This window comes from Aeromonas sp. FDAARGOS 1407 (assembly GCF_019048725.1).
Taxonomy (GTDB): domain Bacteria; phylum Pseudomonadota; class Gammaproteobacteria; order Enterobacterales; family Aeromonadaceae; genus Aeromonas; species Aeromonas enteropelogenes.
Genome location: NZ_CP077399.1, coordinates 2,186,416 through 2,204,434, shown reverse-complemented (window position 1 = coordinate 2,204,434; position 18,019 = coordinate 2,186,416). Strand labels below are relative to the sequence as shown.

15 protein-coding genes and 1 pseudogene are annotated in these 18,019 nt (G+C 62.4%); 15 read left to right on the top strand and 1 reads right to left on the bottom strand.

The window, feature by feature from the left end; all coding sequences use genetic code 11:
• Positions 1 to 340: 340 nt before the first annotated feature.
• On the bottom strand, positions 341 to 1,309 hold the full coding sequence (cysK, locus tag I6L37_RS10635; RefSeq protein WP_042027719.1) for a cysteine synthase A: 969 nt from the start codon (positions 1,307 to 1,309) through the stop codon (positions 341 to 343).
• A gap of 167 nt (positions 1,310 to 1,476) precedes the next feature.
• Here cysK and I6L37_RS10630 point away from each other — a divergent pair, with 167 nt between their 5' ends.
• The 15 genes and pseudogenes from I6L37_RS10630 to exeK all read left to right on the top strand — a co-directional run bounded on the left by I6L37_RS10630 (position 1,477) and on the right by exeK (position 17,919).
• Complete coding sequence (locus I6L37_RS10630) at positions 1,477 to 2,319, top strand: MoxR family ATPase (protein ID WP_216994019.1); 843 nt, start codon at positions 1,477 to 1,479, stop codon at positions 2,317 to 2,319.
• Positions 2,320 to 3,483, top strand: a complete 1,164-nt coding sequence (locus tag I6L37_RS10625) for a VWA domain-containing protein (protein WP_216994018.1) — start codon at positions 2,320 to 2,322, stop codon at positions 3,481 to 3,483.
• 57 nt (positions 3,484 to 3,540) lie between these two features.
• Positions 3,541 to 4,662 (top strand): beta-ketoacyl-ACP synthase III, encoded by a 1,122-nt coding sequence (locus tag I6L37_RS10620; RefSeq protein WP_216994017.1) that lies wholly within the window; start codon positions 3,541 to 3,543, stop codon positions 4,660 to 4,662.
• A gap of 48 nt (positions 4,663 to 4,710) precedes the next feature.
• Entirely contained in the window at positions 4,711 to 6,156 is a 1,446-nt protein-coding gene (locus I6L37_RS10615) for an HD domain-containing phosphohydrolase (RefSeq protein WP_216994016.1), read from the top strand.
• Positions 6,157 to 6,485: 329 nt separating this feature from the next.
• On the top strand, positions 6,486 to 8,054 hold the full coding sequence (locus I6L37_RS10610) for an ExeA family protein (RefSeq protein ID WP_216994015.1): 1,569 nt from the start codon (positions 6,486 to 6,488) through the stop codon (positions 8,052 to 8,054).
• Entirely contained in the window at positions 8,054 to 8,728 is a 675-nt protein-coding gene (gene exeB / locus I6L37_RS10605; protein WP_216994014.1) for a GspB family T2SS assembly factor variant ExeB, read from the top strand. The genes I6L37_RS10610 and exeB overlap by 1 nt, the downstream gene beginning before the upstream one ends.
• A gap of 226 nt (positions 8,729 to 8,954) precedes the next feature.
• Positions 8,955 to 9,827 (top strand): GspC family type II secretion system variant ExeC, encoded by an 873-nt coding sequence (gene exeC / locus I6L37_RS10600; protein WP_216994013.1) that lies wholly within the window; start codon positions 8,955 to 8,957, stop codon positions 9,825 to 9,827.
• 22 nt (positions 9,828 to 9,849) lie between these two features.
• Positions 9,850 to 11,880, top strand: coding sequence for a GspD family T2SS secretin variant ExeD (gene exeD / locus I6L37_RS10595; RefSeq protein ID WP_216994012.1), 2,031 nt, complete (start codon positions 9,850 to 9,852; stop codon positions 11,878 to 11,880).
• Entirely contained in the window at positions 11,880 to 13,385 is a 1,506-nt protein-coding gene (gspE, locus tag I6L37_RS10590) for a type II secretion system ATPase GspE (RefSeq protein ID WP_216994011.1), read from the top strand. Before exeD ends, gspE begins: the two co-directional genes overlap by 1 nt.
• A 1-nt stretch (position 13,386) precedes the next feature.
• Positions 13,387 to 14,607, top strand: coding sequence for a GspF family T2SS innner membrane protein variant ExeF (gene exeF, locus I6L37_RS10585; RefSeq protein WP_216994010.1), 1,221 nt, complete (start codon positions 13,387 to 13,389; stop codon positions 14,605 to 14,607).
• 150 nt (positions 14,608 to 14,757) lie between these two features.
• Complete coding sequence (gene exeG, locus I6L37_RS10580) at positions 14,758 to 15,189, top strand: GspG family T2SS major pseudopilin variant ExeG (RefSeq protein WP_026457825.1); 432 nt, start codon at positions 14,758 to 14,760, stop codon at positions 15,187 to 15,189.
• Between the two features lie 49 nt (positions 15,190 to 15,238).
• The gene (gene exeH / locus I6L37_RS10575) at positions 15,239 to 15,805 is read left to right on the top strand and encodes a GspH family T2SS minor pseudopilin variant ExeH (RefSeq protein WP_216994009.1); all 567 of its coding nucleotides are present in this window, start codon (positions 15,239 to 15,241) and stop codon (positions 15,803 to 15,805) included.
• Positions 15,802 to 16,161 carry a GspI family T2SS minor pseudopilin variant ExeI gene (exeI, locus tag I6L37_RS10570; protein WP_216994008.1) on the top strand — a complete coding sequence of 120 codons (360 nt, stop codon included), beginning with the start codon at positions 15,802 to 15,804 and terminating at the stop codon, positions 16,159 to 16,161. The genes exeH and exeI overlap by 4 nt, the downstream gene beginning before the upstream one ends.
• Positions 16,158 to 16,793: pseudogene (gene gspJ / locus I6L37_RS10565) on the top strand (type II secretion system minor pseudopilin GspJ); the annotation flags it as partial. The gene exeI and the pseudogene gspJ, both read left to right, overlap by 4 nt.
• Positions 16,794 to 16,917: 124 nt before the next feature.
• Positions 16,918 to 17,919: a GspK family T2SS minor pseudopilin variant ExeK gene (gene exeK, locus I6L37_RS10560; protein WP_216994006.1), complete on the top strand. Its 1,002-nt coding sequence runs from the start codon at positions 16,918 to 16,920 to the stop codon at positions 17,917 to 17,919.
• Positions 17,920 to 18,019: the final 100 nt, after the last annotated feature.

Genomic DNA, 18,019 nt, shown 5'->3' with positions numbered 1-18,019 from the left:
TTTAATCCAGGTCAAGTTTCTGTGCAGTAATCGGTTTGTTGGCCGGTGTTTTTCCGTTATCTGGCTGAAAGCCGCATCAGGACTGGCCTGAAATTAATTTATAACGAAAAATAACACTTTGTTACTTTGTGATACCTAGCCATCAAAAACCGCGTGACGCCGCACAGGATATGAGATTTATCACAGAATGTCTGCTTTTTTTGTCGCGGCAACGCTTGTTATTTTACCCCAAAAAATAAGGGTCGAGTGACGCTCCCTCGCGTCACGGCCAAGTGCAGAGTCTAGTCCATAACAAAACGGCGCTCCGAGGAGCGCCGTTGTTTTGAAAAGATCCGTACATTTACTGCTGCAGTTCCTGCTCGGTGAACACCCCGGCAAACAGGGCGCTGGAGAGGTAACGCTCCGCCGCGCTCGGCAGGATGACGACGATGGTCTTGCCTTCAAACTCCGGCAGTTCGGCCAGACGACTGGCTGCGACCACGGCGGCGCCCGAGCTTATCCCGGCCAGGATGCCTTCCTCTTCCATCAGACGGCGTGCCATCTCGATGGCCTCGTCGCTGGTCACCTGCTCGACGCGGTCCAGCAGGGTCAGGTCCAGGTTGCCCGGGATGAAGCCGGCACCGATCCCCTGGATCTTGTGGGGGCCCGGTTTGATCTCTTCACCCGCCAGTTTCTGGCTGATGACAGGAGATTCGGCCGGCTCGACGGCCACGGAGACCACGGCCTTGCCTTTGGTCTGTTTCAGATAGCGGGAGACACCCGTGATGGTACCGCCGGTACCGACGCCGGCCACGAACACGTCCACCTCACCATCGGTGGCGTCCCAGATCTCGGGGCCAGTGGTTTTTTCATGGATTTCCGGGTTGGCCGGGTTTTCGAATTGCTGCAACAGGACATATTTGCCCGGCTCGGATTCGAGGATCTCGTTGGCCTTGGCGATGGCACCCTTCATGCCGAGCGGCCCCTCGGTCAGTACCAGGTTGGCTCCCAGGGCCTTGAGCAGCTTGCGACGCTCCAGGCTCATGGTGGCCGGCATGGTCAGGGTGATGGGATAGCCACGAGCTGCGGCCACAAAGGCCAGAGCAATACCCGTGTTGCCGCTGGTGGGCTCGATGATCTCCTTGCCCTTGGTCAGCACGCCGCGCTTCTCGGCATCCCAGATGAGATTGGCGCCGATCCGGCACTTGACGCTGAAGCTCGGGTTGCGACTCTCTATCTTGGCCAACACGCGGCCCTTGGTAACACGGTTGAGACGAACCAGCGGGGTGTTGCCTATGGTCTGGCTATTGTCCTCGAAAATTTTGCTCATGGTGCTATCCCTGTGTTTGTTAAGGCGATGAAACAAGATTACCCTGTGGTTTCTGAATGAGAAGTGACGAATCGTTATAACAATATGTTATTACAACATATAGAGCTTATTCTCTCACTGAGTCCCGCCATCACCACGGGCCTCCCCTCGTCAAAGGATCGGACGCTATGGGATTTTCAGGAAGCAGCCACTATCTTGCCTCTGATGCATTGAGCATGGCGGTCAATGCCGCCATCGTGCTGGAGAAGCCGCTGCTCATCAAAGGCGAACCGGGCACCGGCAAGACGGTGCTGGCCGAGGCGGTCGCCGACCATCTGGGCACTGAACTTATCGCCTGGCATATCAAGTCCACCACCAAGGCCCAGCAGGGGCTCTACGAATACGATGCGGTGGCCCGGCTGCGGGACTCCCAACTCGGCGATCCGAACGTTGCCAACATCGACCACTACATTCGCCGCGGCAAGCTGTGGCAGGCCTTTACCGCCGACCAGCGCCCCGTACTGCTCATCGACGAGATCGACAAGGCAGACATCGAGTTTCCCAACGATCTGCTGCTGGAGCTGGATCGCATGGAGTTCGACGTCTACGAGACCGGCGAGCGCGTCAGGGCCCGCCAGCGCCCCGTGGTCATCATCACCTCAAACAACGAAAAAGAGCTGCCGGATGCCTTCCTGCGCCGCTGCTTCTTTCACTACATCCGCTTCCCCGACAAGGCCGAGATGCAAGCCATCGTCAGGCTGCACTACCCAACCCTGAAGGATGCGCTGCTGGATGAGGCCATGGCGCTCTTCTTCGAGCTGCGGGATGTGGAGGGACTACGCAAGAAACCCTCCACCTCGGAGCTGCTGGACTGGATCCGGCTGCTCTTGGCCGACGATATCGCCCCGGAGGCGATGCGCACCCGCGAGCCCGGCAAGCTGGTGCCCGCCCTCTATGGCGCCCTGCTCAAGACAGAGCAGGATCTGCATCTCTTTGAGAAGCTCGCCTTTCTGGCCCGCCGTGGTAGCTAGATGCTGATCGATTTTTTTACCCACCTGCGTCGCCACCAGCTCCCCTGCAGCCTGCGTGAACTGCTTGACCTGCACGCCGCCCTGGGGGCTCGCCTGGCCAGCGTCGACATGGATGACTTCTATTTGCTTGCCCGCCCCCTGCTGGTGAAAGACGAGGCCCATTTCGATCGCTTCGATCGCGCCTTCGCCGAATACTACGACGGCCTGCAGGCCACCCCCCTGTTGCCCGAAGCGCTACCCGACGATTGGCTGCGCAAGGAGTTCGAACGGCTGCTGAGCCCCGAGGAGAAGGCGTTGCTCAAGTCCCTCGGCGGACTCGACCAGCTGCTGGAGACCCTAAACCAGCGCCTGGCGGAGCAGAAAGAGCGTCACGCCGGCGGCAACAAGTGGGTCGGCACCGGTGGCAGCAGCCCGTTTGGCCACGGCGGTTTTCACCCGGAAGGGATCCGCATGGGGGGAGAGGGACAGCACGGCCGGGCGGTCAAGGTGTGGGAGGCGCGTCACTATCGCAACTTCAGCGACGACTCGCCTTTGGGCCAGCGGGCCATCCAGCTGGCCCTGCGCAAACTCAGGCGCTGGGTGCGCCAGGGCAGCCCCGACGAGCTGGATCTCGACGACACCATCCAGAGCACGGCCAGGCAAGGCTGGCTCGATGTGAAGCTGCGCCCCGAGCGCCACAACGGGGTCAAGCTACTGGTCTTCTTCGACGTGGGGGGCTCCATGGATGCCCACGTGGCAGAGGTGCAGCGGCTCTTTTCCGCCCTGCGCCACGAGTTCAAGCACCTGGAGTACTTCTACTTTCACAACTGTCTCTACGACTTTGTCTGGCGAGACAACGCCCGCAGGCACGAGGAGCGCTTCGACACCCTGCGGCTGCTGCGCACCTACGGCAGCGACTACCGGGTGATCCTGGTGGGAGATGCCACCATGGGCCCCTACGAGATCACCTGGCCCGGCGGCAGTGTCGAACAGTGGAACGAGGAGCCCGGCCAGGTGTGGCTCGCCCGGCTGCAGCAGCACTTCCCCAAGCTGGCGTGGATCAACCCCACACCGCGCCGGGAGTGGCTCTGGCACCCCTCCATCAAGCTGATGAACGAATTGATCGGCGGGCGCATGCACCCGTTGACCCTGGCCGGTCTCACTCAAGCTATTGACCAGCTGTAATGAACCTCTCTACCCGAATGGACAACAAGCCGGGAGTGCACCCGGCGAGGAGCAAAGATGACCCCTATCGTGATCAGTGGCTCAGGCCTCTATACCCCACCCTTTGCCGTCAGCAATGAAGAGCTGGTGGCCGCCTTCAACCAGTATGTGGATCTCTACAACGAGGAGAATGCCTCCGCTATCGATGCGGGCCAGCTGCCGGCCAGGCAGCATTCAAGCTGCGAATTCATCGAGAAGGCCTCCGGCATCAAGAGCCGTTATCTGGTGAGCAGGGAAGGTGTGCTGGATCCCGACATTATGCAGCCATTGATGGCGGAGCGCCCCGATGACAAGCCCTTCATCATGGTGGAGATGGCGGTGGCTGCCGCCGAGCAGGCGCTGATCGCCGCCGGTCGCGAGCCGGGGGAGATAGATCTGGTGATAGTGGCGGCCTCCAATATGCCGCGCCCCTATCCGGCCCTCGCCATCGAGCTGCAACACTATCTGGGGGCTAGCGGCATGGCCTTTGACATGAACGTGGCCTGCTCCTCCGCCACCTTCGGCATCAAGACGGCGGCGGACATGCTGGCGGCAGGCACAGCCAAACTGGCGCTGGTGGTCAACCCGGAGATCTGCTCGGGCCACCTCAACTTTCGCGATCGGGACAGCCATTTTATCTTCGGTGACGCCTGCACCGCCGTGCTGCTGGAACGGGAGACCGATTGCAAGGTGGCCAACCCCTGGCAACTGGTGGCCAGCAAGCTGATGACCCAGTACTCCAACAACATCCGCAACAACTTCGGCTTTTTAAACCGGCTGAGCCCACGCACCCGCTACGGGGATGACAAGCTGTTCCGCCAGCAGGGGCGCAAGGTGTTCAAGGAGGTGCTGCCCATGGTGTGCGACCTGATCGCCGACCAGCTGGACGAGCAGGGTTGGAGGGCGGATGCCTTGAACCGGCTCTGGCTTCATCAGGCCAACCTCACCATGAACCAGTTCATCGCCCGCAAGCTGCTGGGGCACGATGCCAGCCAGCAGGAGGCCCCGGTGATCCTCGACAGTTACGGCAATACCAGCTCGGCGGGTTCCATTATCGCGTTCCATCTGTACAATCGCGACCTTCCTTCGGGGGCCTGCGGCGTGCTTTGCTCATTCGGAGCCGGTTATTCCATCGGCAGCCTGCTGCTGCGGCGCCTGTAAAAAGGGGCCTGCCCCCTCATAACAATCATCCGTTGTTTGGGCGACATTATGCAGAAGATCACGGGGCGCTGTGCCCTTCACTACGGCGTGACACTGTCACTCTTTTGTCTCTACGGGCTGCAGGTCTGCCCGTTCCTCGAGAGCCTGACCCTGCCCCAGCTGGTCATGCCTACCCTGGTGGCCTTCACCTTCATGTTCGTCATGCGCAGCTGGCTGCTGCCACGCAGCCGCCTCACCGCCCGGGGGCTGGGCGGTTTCGGGCTCGAGGTCGGTTTCTTCCTGCTGGGCGCCCTGATGATCTCTACCTACAACGCCCTGGTACACACCTTCCCGCTGGAGAGTCATCTCAAGATCCTGCTGGGCATGACGACCCTGGGCTTTCTGGTGGCGGCGGACCTGACCCTGGCCCGGGACTGGCTCAGTGCCAAACAGCGGGAACAGCAGGGCTCCTTCGCCCTGAGTCATCCGTTGGCGATGCCGGTTTCGCGCAAGCTCTCCCTGTTTGCCCTGGCGACCCTGACCCTGCTGGGGGCCGTCTTCTTCCTGCTGTTCAACAAGGATCTGGAGTGGCTGATCACGGTCGGGGATACCTTGCCGCACCTCGCAGCCCAGCACTACATACTGTTGGAAATAGCCTTCGTGATGGCGGTGACTTTCGGCTATCTCTCCCTGATCATTCACGGCTATGGCCGCAACCTCTCCCTGACCCTGATGCACCAGACCCGCACCATGGCCAGGGTGCAGTGCGGCGATCTCAATGCCCGGGTGCCGGTTATCCGGGATGATGAGTTCGGTCTGATTGCCGCCAGCACCAATCAGATGATCGGGGAGCTGAAAGCGCGCCATGACGAGCTGCACCTGACCCGGGACGTGGCCATCCTGGGGCTCGCCTCCCTGGCGGAGACCCGGGACAACGAGACCGGCGCCCACATCATCCGTACCCAGCACTACGTCAAGGTACTGGCCGAATACCTGAGCCGTCACGAACGGGCCCGCTACCCGCTGGACGACGCCACCATCGATCTGCTGTTCAAGTCGGCCCCCCTGCACGATGTGGGCAAGGTGGGCATTCCCGATGCCATCCTGCTCAAGCCGGGCAAGCTCACCGACGAGGAGTTCGCCATCATGAAGCGCCACCCCCAGATAGGCGCCGATGCCCTGGCGAGCGCCGAGGCCCAGCTCGGCTCCAACTCCTTCCTGCACCTGGCGCGGGAAATTGCCCTCACCCATCACGAGAAGTGGGATGGCAGCGGTTATCCGAGCGGCCTTGTCGGCGAGGCGATCCCCCTCTCCGGCCGACTGATGGCGGTGGCGGATGTCTACGACGCCCTCATCTCGAAGCGGGTCTACAAGCCCGCCTTCAGCCATGAGGAGGCGAAGGCGATCATAGTCCGGGGCCGCGGCAGCCATTTCGATCCGGTCATCGTCGATGCCTTCCTCACCTGTGAGGCAAATTTCCAGCAGATTGCCGCCCGCTTTCAGGACAGCCACTGACAAAGGGGCCGCCAACATGGCGGCCCTCCCCTCAAGCGTCATTCCCCTTTCGCAGCCGCCATAATCCCCTTCATTCACTGCGGTTGATGGCCCTCAGAGGCGCGCTAACGTTTTCCTCCCTCACACACAACCAGCTGATAAATATATTATTTTTAAATAATGTGTCATTTTTTGGTCATTTGGACCCGAGAATTATGGAACCTGGATCACAAGGTGATATAAAAGTGACGATATGGAGCCAAAGGAGCCAATCATGACTGCCAATCAGAGCCAGGTTTGTTATCATCCCTGAATCTTTATCACCTGCCGCCGGTCACAAAAGAATACCCATGTACACACAGTTCTTCGGCCTCTCGGAACCTCCGTTCTCCATTTCCCCCAATCCAAAGTACCTCTATATGAGTGAACGCCACGGCGAAGCCCTGGCTCACCTCACCTACGGATTGCAGGATGGGGGCGGCTTCGTGCTGCTGACCGGCGAGGTGGGTACCGGCAAGACCACAGTCTCCCGCTGTCTGTTGCAACAGCTGCCGGAGGAGACCGAGATCGCCTACATCCTCAACCCCTCCCTGACCGAACGGGATCTGCTGGCCGCCATCTGCGACGAGTTCCAGCTTGCCTATGGGGAAGAGGCCGGGATCAAGGCGTTATTCGACCTCATTCGCGATCACCTGCTGGCCAACCTGGCGGCGGGCAAACGCAGCGTGGTACTGGTGGACGAGGCGCAGCACCTGCTGCCCGGCGTGCTGGAGCAACTACGCCTGCTGACCAACCTCGAAACCGACGACAAGAAGCTGTTGCAGGTGGTGTTGATAGGCCAGCCGGAGCTGCAGCAGATGCTGCGTCAGCCCCTGCTGCGCCAGCTGGCCCAGCGCATCACCGCCCGTTACCACCTGTTGCCGCTCTCCGCCACTGACGTGGATGCCTACGTCAGGTTCCGCCTGCAGGTGGCCGGTTGCGTGCAGCCCATCTTTACCCCGGGTGCGATCCAGACCCTGCATCGCCTCTCCGGCGGCGTGCCCCGCCTCATCAACCTCATCTGCGATCGCGCCCTGATCGCCGCCTTCGCCCGCGCCAGCTATAAGGTCGCCCCTGCCGACATCAGCCAGGCGGCCTTCGAGGTGACCGGCGTGCGGGACGAAGGGAGCTGGCTCTCGGGGCTGACCGTGACCCTGGCCGGCGCCCTGCTGGTGGCTGCCGGCTGGTGGGGCTGGCAATTTTTCGGCATTTTTCCCGAGCGCCCCGTGGTCAAGGTCGAGGTGCCGGTCACCATAGACGAGACCGCCGAGCAGCAGGAGCAGCTGACCGAGGCAATCAACCAGGCGCTCGATCCCGACGGCGCTATGCAGAATCTCTACCGGGTATGGGGATATGAACCCGAACTGGACGACGCCACCTGTGCCAATGCCCCCCGTGCCGGCCTGCGCTGCCAGGAGGGGGAAGCAAGCCTCGAGGAGCTGCGCGCCCTGCTGCACCCCGCCATGATCACCCTGACCGACGAGACCGGCGGGATCTACTACGCCACTCTGGTGACCCTGGGTCCCAAGCAGGCCAGCCTGATGATCGGCGATCAGAGCTGGGAAGTAGAGCGCCAATGGCTCCAGGATAACTGGGGCGGCAGCTACACCCTCTTGTGGCGCATGCCCAAGGGTGGCGTGGGCCTCATCAGCAACAACGCTGGCCAATCTCAGCTCCAGTGGCTCGACAACGCCCTGAGCCGCGCCCTGCAACAACCGGAACGCAAGGTGCGCCGCTTCGATGGCGAGCTCAAGCAAAAACTGCAGCAGTTCCAGCGGGATCAGGGGCTGACCCCGGACGGCATCGCCGGCAGCAATACCCTGCTGCGTCTCAACGCCCTCTCCGGCGAGCCCATGCCCAGACTGGAGGAGGCTTCCTGATGTCTACCCTGCTCAAGGCGCTGCGCCGTGCCGAACAACCGGCCATCCCGGCCCATATCCCCGCCATGGGGCTGCCGCTACCCCGGGAGGAGGAACGTCACCCTCGCCGCATCGGCTGGCTGCTCGCACCGCTGGCCCTGCTGCTGGGCGCCGGCGCCAACTATGGCTGGCACCTGCTGCACAATCGCCCCATCGAGGAGAAGGTCGAGGTAAAGGAGGTGGTCAGGCCCCCCTTCGTGCGAGTCGAGCCCAAGGCGATGATCACCCGACCACTGCCGCCTCCCCTGCCGGAGCCCGTGGTGCAGCAACCCAGGGTGGTGGCTAAAAATGGCAACCCGGCCCCGAGTCTGGCCGAACAGTTGCTGCGCGCCCTCAATGAAACACCGCTGCAGGAGCCCCGGGCCAGCGGGCCAGCGGTCGCTCCGAGCCAACTGATGAGCCTGAATGCGGCGCCGCCCGCGGTGCGCCAGCAGGTGCCGCAGCTGATGTACGGCTCCCATGTCTTCTCCTCCAACCCGGCCAAACGCACCGTGCTGCTCAATGGCCGTGAATACCGGGAAGGGAGCGAACTGGCGCCCGGCGTGCGCCTCGCCGCCATCGCGCAGGAGTACATAGTGCTGGATGTGGGCGGGCAGAGCGTCACCCTCAAGGCACTGCAGGACTGGCATGGTTAGCAGGGCGATGAAGCAAACCGTTCACCCCGGGTCGCGGGGCTGTGATATGAAGAGGATGCCAAACGGGTCACATCTGACAACCCCTGACGCCTGGCGTACAAGCGGCGCCGTGTCTCCTTGCGACGAAATGATTAAATACTCACCTGTATGCATACGCCTGTTGTGTCAGGCAAACGGGCCGTTCACAATACGCAACCACACCGGAACCTGGAAGTGATTGATTAATATGACGCTACGATTCAGGGACGACATGTTTTCCAGGCTGTGGGTCCAGTGCCGACGCCTCCCCATGACCAGGATTGCCCAGCTGGTATTCCTGGTGCTGCTGCTCATTCTGGCCCAGCAGAGTGCCAGCCTGACCTGGCGTCTGTTCACCCTGGCAAGCCCCCAGCAGAGCGAACCCTGGCAACCGGCCATGGTCGCCACTACCAGCCCGGGCAGCCCGCGCATTGAGCTCGATGACATCAGCCGGCTGGCTCTCTTTGGCAAGCCCCTGCCCAGGGTACAGGACAACACTGCCGTGGCCACCAATGCCCCCCGCACCCAACTCAATGCCCAGCTCAACGGCGTGCTGGCTAGCTCGGATCCGGCCAGATCGATCGCCATCATCGCCATCTCCGGGCGCCAGAACTCCTACGGTGTCGGGGATATGATCGACGGCACTCAGGCCAAGATCCGCCAGATCTTTGCCGATCGGGTCATCATCGCCCACAACGGCCGCGACGAGACCCTGATGCTGGACGGGGAAGAGTACGGCAAGCCGCTGCCGACCCCGGAGAAACCGGGCAATACCCTCACCGACCTGCGCCAGGAGCTGATGGCCAACCCGGGCAAGATCACTGATTACCTCAATGTTTCACCGGTGCAGGTGGATGGCCGGATGACGGGCTATCGCCTCAATCCGGGCAGCAATCCGGCCCTCTTCAACCAGAGCGGACTGCAGGCCAATGATCTGGCCATCGCCATCAACGGGCTGGATTTACGAGACAACATGCAAGCCATGCAGGCGATGCAACAGATGGCTGGCGCCACGGAAATGACGGTAACCATAGAGCGTCAGGGCGAACAGCTCGACGTCTATGTGAGCCTGGCAGAATAATGATTTTGGAGTCGTACCAAGAATGAGCACTAAAGGGAAAGGCTGGCGTCTGGCTACCATGGCCGCGGCACTGATGATGGCAGGCAGTGCCTGGGCCACCGAATACGCGGCCAGTTTCAAAAACGTCGAAATCGAAGAGTTCATCAACACGGTGAGCAAGAACCTCAACCGGACCGTCATCATAGAGCCGTCGGTGCGGGGCAAGATCAACGTGCGCAGCTATGACCTGCTCAACGAGGATCAGTACTACCAGTTCTTCCTGAGCGTGCTCGACGTCTACGGCTTTGCCGTGGTTCCCATGGACAACGGCGTGCTCAAGGTGCTGCGCTCACGGGATGCCAAGACCTCCGCCATTCCGGTGGTGGATGGCAGCAACCCGGGCTCCGGCGACGAAATGGTGACCCGAGTGGTGCCGGTGCGCAACGTCTCGGTGCGCGAACTCGCCCCCCTGCTGCGTCAGCTCAACGACAATGCAGGCGGTGGCAACGTGGTCCACTACGACCCGTCCAACGTGCTGCTCATCACAGGTCGCGCCGCCGTGGTCAATCGCTTGGTGGAAGTGGTCAACCGGGTTGACCGCGCCGGGGATCAGGAAGTCGACATCATCAAGCTGAAATACGCCTCTGCCGGCGAAATGGTGCGCCTGGTGACCAACCTCAACAAGGATGGCAACCCCCAGGGAAGCACCGCCAGCCTGCTGCTGAGCCCCAAGGTGGTGGCCGACGAGCGCACCAACTCGGTGGTGGTCAGCGGCGAACCCAAGGCGCGCGCCCGCATCATCCAAATGGTGCGCCAGCTTGATCGGGACCTCCAGAGCCAGGGCAACACCCGGGTCTTCTACCTCAAATATGGCAAGGCCAAGGATATGGTCGAGGTGCTCAAGGGGGTCAGCTCCAGCATCGAGGCCGACAAGAAGGGAGGCACGGCGGCCACCACGGGGGGCGCCAGCATCGGCGGTGGCAAGCTTGCCATCTCCGCCGACGAGACCACCAATGCCCTGGTCATCACCGCCCAGCCTGACGTGATGGCGGAGCTCGAGCAGGTGATCGCCAAGCTCGATATCCGCCGTGCCCAGGTGCTGGTCGAAGCCATCATCGTCGAGATGGACGATGGTAACGGCCTCGATCTCGGTGTGCAGTGGAACCACGCCGACTACGGCACGGTGCAGTTCCCCGGCACCAACGTGCCGATCACCAGCAAAGTGGCTGCCGACAAGGCACTTGATCTGGGTAAACCAGAGCTAAGCGCTGCGCTAATGAAGAACATCACAGGTATGGCTGCCGGTTTCTACCATGGCGACTGGAGCATGCTGGCCACAGCAATCGCCTCCAATACCAAGAACGATATCCTCTCCACCCCGAGCATAGTCACCATGGACAACAGGGAGGCGTCGTTCAACGTGGGTCAGGAGGTGCCGGTCCAGACCGGTTCGCAAAGCTCCACCTCGGGTGACAACATCTTCAACACCATAGAGCGCAAGACGGTGGGCACCAAGCTGGTGGTCACTCCCCAGATCAACGAGGGGGACTCGGTGCTGCTCACCATAGAGCAGGAGGTCTCCAGCGTGGCAACCAAACCAGCCGAAGGCACTTCCACCTTGGGTCCCACCTTCGATACCCGTACCGTGAAAAACGCCGTGCTGGTGAAAAGCGGTGAGACAGTGGTGCTGGGCGGTCTGATGGACGAAAAAACCAGTGAGAGCGTCTCGAAAGTGCCCCTGCTGGGAGATATCCCTGTACTGGGCTACCTGTTCCGCTCCACCTCCAGCTCAACCTCCAAGCGCAACCTGATGGTCTTTATCCGGCCGACCATACTGCGTGATGCCAGTGTCTACTCCGGCATCTCCAACAACAAATACTCCCTGTTTCGCGCCGAGCAGCTGGAAGCCGCCGCTCAGGATGCCTACCTCACCTCGCCCAAGCGCCAGGTGCTGCCGGAATACGGTCAGGATGTGATGGTCTCCCCCGAGGTGAAAAAGCAGCTCCAGCAGATGCAGCTTCGCCAGCAAAGCACGGTCGAGAGCACCACTCCCTTTGTGCAGAGCAAACCCTGATGAGCGCCTACCAGCTGGACGACAGCGAACTGCCGCCGCCACAGCCCGAGCTGCCCTTTGCGTTTGCCCGCAACTTCGGGGTGATCCTCACCGAGCGTGATGGCGCCCCCCTGCTGCAGTGCCGTCAGGGGGTCACGCCGCAGGCCCTGCTCGAGGTGCGCCGGGTCGCCGGCGTCCCCTTCGCGGTGGAGATGCTCGATGGCGACGCCTTCGAAGAGCTGCTGATGGCCCACTACCAGCGCGACTCCTCCGAGGCGCGCCAGCTGATGGAAGATCTCGGCAACGAGATGGACTTCTTCACTCTCGCCGAAGAGCTGCCCCAGAGCGAGGATCTGCTGGATGCCGATGACGACGCCCCCATCATCCGCCTCATCAACGCCATGCTGAGCGAGGCGATCAAAGAGGAGGCATCGGACATCCATATCGAGACCTTCGAGCGCGCCCTGGTCATTCGTTTTCGCATCGATGGGGTGCTGCGGGAGATCCTGCGCCCCCATCGCAAGCTCGCCTCCTTGCTGGTATCGCGCATCAAGGTGATGTCGCGCATGGACATCGCCGAGAAACGGGTGCCCCAGGATGGTCGTATTTCCCTGCGCATCGGCGGGCGCGCCGTCGACGTGCGGGTCTCCACCATGCCGTCGAGCTACGGCGAGCGGGTGGTATTGCGCCTGCTCGACAAAAACACCATCCGCCTCGAGCTCAAGCAGCTTGGCATGACCCAGCGCAACCGCACCATCATCAGCGAGCTCATCAGAAAGCCCCACGGCATTATCCTGGTGACCGGCCCGACCGGCTCGGGCAAGTCCACCACCCTGTATGCGGCGCTCTCCGAAATCAACTCGCGGGATCGCAACATCCTCACGGTGGAAGACCCCATCGAATATGACCTGGAAGGGGTTGGCCAGACCCAGGTCAACAGCAAGGTGGACATGACCTTCGCCCGCGGCCTGCGCGCCATATTGCGTCAGGATCCGGACGTGGTGATGGTGGGGGAGATCCGCGACCTGGAGACCGCCCAGATCGCGGTGCAGGCATCCCTGACCGGTCACCTGGTGATGTCGACCCTGCACACCAACACCGCCATCGGCGCCATCACCCGGATGCGGGACATGGGGATCGAGCCCTTCCTGCTCTCCTCATCCTTGCTGGCGGTGCTGGCCCAGCGCCTGGTGCGCACCCTCTGCCCGGATTGTCGCGCCCCGCGCCCGGTCACCGAGCAGGAGCGCCTTGCCATGGGTATCGAACTGACCGCCGATCAGCAGATCTGGCATCCGGTGGGCTGCGAGCAGTGCAACCACACCGGCTATCGCGGCCGTACCGGCATCCACGAGCTGGTGGTGGTGGACGAAGCAGTGCGCGAGGCCATTCACGGCGCCAGTGGCGAGATGGCCATCGAGCGCCTCATCCGCGAGCGCACTCCCAGCATCCGCCGCGACGGCATCGACAAGGTGCTCAAGGGGCAGACCAGCCTGGAAGAGGTGCTGCGCGTGACCCGGGAAGATTGAGATGGCGGCATTCGAATACAAGGCACTCGACAACCGGGGACGCAGCAAGAGCGGCGTGCTGGAGGGGGATTCCGCCCGCCAGGTGCGCCAGCTGCTGCGTGAACAGGGACTCACCCCGCTGGAGGTGAACGAGACCACAGAGAAGGCAAAACGGGAGGCGACCCGCTTCGCCCTGTTTCGCCGCGGTGCCAGCACCGCCGAGCTGGCCCTCATCACCCGCCAGCTGGCAACCCTGGTGGGCGCCGGCCTCACCATCGAAGAGGCCCTCAAGGCGGTCGCCGAACAGTGCGAGAAGGCCCATCTGCGCAGCCTGGTGGCGACAGTGCGCAGCAAGGTGGTGGAGGGGTATTCGCTGGCCGATTCGCTGGGGGCCTTCCCTCACGTGTTCGATCAGCTGTTTCGCTCCATGGTGGCGGCCGGCGAGAAGTCCGGTCACCTGGAGAAGGTGCTCAACCGCCTGGCCGACTATACCGAGCAGCGCCAGCACATGCGCACCAAGCTGCTGCAGGCGATGATCTACCCCATCGTCCTCACCTGCGTGGCTATCGGCGTCATCTCCATTCTGCTCACCGCCGTGGTCCCCAAGGTGGTGGCCCAGTTCGAGCACATGGGCCAGCAGCTGCCCGGCACCACCCGTTTTCTTATCGGTACCAGCGAGCTGATGCAGGCCTATGGCCTCTGGTTTTTGCTGCTGCTGTTTGCCGGCAGCCTGGTCTGGCGCTGGTGGCTCACCGACGACAAGCGTCGCCGCCGCTGGCATCAGGTCATCTTGCGCCTGCCGGTGATAGGCCGGGTCAGCCGCGGCCTCAACACCGCCCGTTTCGCCCGCACCTTGAGCATCCTCAACGCCAGCGCCGTACCGCTGCTGGAAGGGATGCGGATCGCCGGTGAAGTGCTCTCCAACGACTTTGCCCGGATGCGGATCGGCGAGGCCACCGAACGGGTGCGCGAGGGGACCAGCCTGCGCAAGTCGCTGGCGGAAACCAGGATTTTCCCGCCCATGATGCTGCACATGATCGCCTCCGGCGAGCAGAGCGGCGAGCTCGACAGCATGCTGGAGCGGGCGGCGGACAACCAGGATCGGGAGTTCGAGTCCCAGGTCAACATCGCCCTCGGGGTGTTCGAACCCATGCTGGTGGTCTCCATGGCCGGGGTGGTGCTGTTTATCGTGATGTCGATCCTGCAGCCGATTCTCGAGCTCAACAATATGGTGAATCTGTAGGTGAGGGTGTCCGAATACGCTTCGCTATTCGAACCTACAAACCCAATCGAACCCGTAGGTTCGATTAGCCGACAGGCGTAATCGAACAATCGCGGTTTAACAATTAATCGTTGATGGTTCATGCCATCTCATTTCGTTAGGGAGTCAGTCATGCAAAAACGTCGTCAATCCGGTTTTACCCTGCTGGAAGTCATGGTGGTCATCGTGATCCTCGGGATCCTGGCCAGCCTGGTGGTGCCCAACCTGATGGGCAACAAGGAGAAGGCCGACCAGCAGAAGGCGGTCTCCGACATAGTCGCGCTGGAAAATGCCCTCGACATGTACAAGCTGGACAACAACCGCTACCCGACCACAGAGCAGGGGCTGGAAGCCCTGGTCACCCAGCCGACCGTCGATCCGGCGCCGCGCAGCTACCGCGAGGGTGGCTACATCAAGCGCCTGCCGCAGGATCCCTGGGGCAACCCGTATCAGCTGCTGAGCCCGGGCCAGTTTGGCAAGCTCGACATCTTCACCATGGGACCGGATGGCGAAGCCGGCAGCGATGATGACATCGGCAATTGGAACCTGAAGGACTTCCAGTAAGTGAATGCCTGCCCCTGCATCCTGCTTCGCCCTGCCCGCTGAGGTCTGCATGAGAGTCAGTCCGGCCCTTCGTCGCCAATCCGGCTTTACCCTGCTGGAGGTCTTGCTGGTCGCCATGCTGATGGGGCTGGTGGCCACCGCCGTCACCCTCAGCATGGGGGGCGCCCGGGGCGACAGGGAGCTCGACCAGCAGGCACGCCGCCTGATGGCGACCCTGCAGCTGGCACAGGAGTATGCGGTAATGGAGGGGCGCCTGGTGGGTCTTCGCATCGAGGAGAACGGCTGGCAGTACATGCAGCGCGCCGCCCGGGATCGCAAATGGCAGCCGATCGCCGATGACAGACAGCTCGGCCAGGCCGAGCTGCCAGAGAATATGACGCTGGGCCTTGAGCTCGGCGGCTTTGGCTGGCAGCCCGATCCCGACGAGGAGCGCGAGCAGAAACGGGACGAGAAAGAACGCACGCCCCAGCTGCTCATCTTCCCGGGAGGCGAACTTACGTCGTTTACCCTCACCTTCACCCAGCAGGATGACGATGCCCGCTACATCCGCATCGTCAAGGGGGACGAGTTCGGTCGCCTGACCCTGCTGACCGGTGATGAGGAGCAGCCCGAATGAAGGCGCGCGGCATGACACTGCTGGAGGTGATGGTCGCGCTGGCGGTATTCGCCATCGCCGGTCTTGCGGTGATGAAGACAGCCAGCGAGCACCTCTCGGCCCTCAACTACCTGGAAGAGAAGACGCTGGCCACCTGGGTGGTGGAGAACCAGCTGGTGCAGCAAAAACTCGAGAAGAAGTGGCCCGGCGACAGCTGGGTGGAGGGAGATGAGCAACTGGCCGGACAGACCTGGTACTGGCGCTATCGCGGCGTCGCCACCAGCGACAACAACTTCAAGGCGCTGGATATGGAAGTGCGCACCGAGGCGAAATCAGCGAGCCCGGTCGCCATGCTGCGGACCTATATCAACCGATGATGCGCCACCCTCCCCGTCCCCGTCACGCCGGCTTTACCCTGCTTGAGATGCTGGTGGCCATCGCCATCTTCGCCACCTTGAGCCTTGGCGCCTATCAGGTGCTGCAGGGGGTGCTCACCAGCGACGAGGTGGCCAAGCGCAAGGAGGCCAGGCTCTACGAGTTGCAACTCGCCTTCACCCTGCTGGAGCGGGATGTCACCCAGATGGTGCCCAGAAGCGGCCGCATCGAGGGCGAAAGCAACAAGGTATTGCTGGCGGCGTCGCGCTTCGGCCAGCAGAGCGATGACTGGGGCATGGCGTTTATGCGCGGCGGCTGGCTCAACCCGGATGGCATGTTGCCCCGCTCCCAGCTGCAGCGGGTCGGCTGGCGCCTCAAGGATCAGACCCTGGAGCGGCTGAGTTATCTCTACCCGGATCCGGTGATCGGCAGCGAGCCGCGCATCCAGCCGGTGCTCAAGGGGGTCACAGCCCTGCGCCTCTACTTCTACGATCAGGGACGCTGGCGAGAGGAGTGGACCCAGCGCAGCGTGCTGCCTTACGGGCTCGCGGTCGAGCTGGATCTGGAGGATTACGGCACCATTCGCCGCCAGTTCCTCATCGGCGCCGGCGGCCAGCGCTACGAAGAGAACAGCCAGAGCCAGGACAACCCGGATAGCAACAACGGGGGCGACACCAACAACGGCGGCACCGATCAGGGTGGCACAACAGACAACAATGGCGGAAGCGTGAATGACAACCAGAGTGGAGTCACTCCCAATGAGGGGTAGCGCCCGTCTGGGCCGCCAGGGGGGAATGGCCCTGCTGGTGGTGTTGCTGATCCTCTCCGTGATGGTGATCGTCGCCAGCAACATGAGCGGCCGCCTGCAGCTGGAGCTGCGCCGCACCGCCAACCTCACCGCGGGCAAGCAGGCCTGGTGGTATGCCATGTCGGCGGAGGCACTGGTGAGCAAGGTGCTGACCCAGGATTTCAAGGATGACCCCGAGGTGGTGAGCCTGGGGCAGAACTGGGCCCGCAAGGAGGCGGTGTTCCCGCTGGAGGATGGCAAGCTGCGTGGCGAGGTGACCGACCTGCAATCCTGCTTCAACCTCAACAGCCTGGCCGTGGCGAGTGCCGCGGGGGGGGGCGAGGAGCTGGAACAGCAGCCCTATCCGGTGCAGGTGTTTCGCGAACTCCTGAGCCAGCTGGGGATGGAGGATTACGAAGCGGCCCAGCTCACCGATGCCGTGCGCGACTGGGTCGACAAGGATACTGTGCTGGTCTCGAGTCTGGGAGCCGAGGACGCCTATTACGAAGGGCTCAAGCCTCCCTATCTGACCGCCAACCAGTGGATGCTGGGCAAGGATGAGCTGAGGGCGGTGCGCGGGGTCACGGCCAGGGTCTATGCCAAACTGGCCCCCTATGTCTGCGCCCTGCCAAGCAGCAAGCTGAAGATCAATATCAACACGCTGGATCCGGAGCAGCCGGCCCTGCTGGTGGCACTCTACCGGGGCAAGATAGGACCGGACGATGCCAAACGGCTGCTGACCGAGCGCCCCAAGAAGGGGTGGAAAGAGATCAAGCTGATGACGGATCGCATGGGTGTCTCCCTTGAGAGCATCAAGGGGCTCAAGGAGGCCCTGGTGGTCAAGAGCGACTTTTTTGCCGCCCGCGTGGTCGCCGAGACGGGGGACACCCGCGCCTGGCTGGAGACCCTGTTCCAGCGTGGCAAGGACAACAAGCTGGTGGTGCTGCGCCGTTTGAACGGCACCGCCGAATGAGGGAAGCCGAAGCAAGCCTTCGGCACCCGACCGATTTTGGATGCAGCCGGCAGGCTGCGCACCGGCGGCCCACTCGGGGTGCGCCGGCATCGCAGGAGAG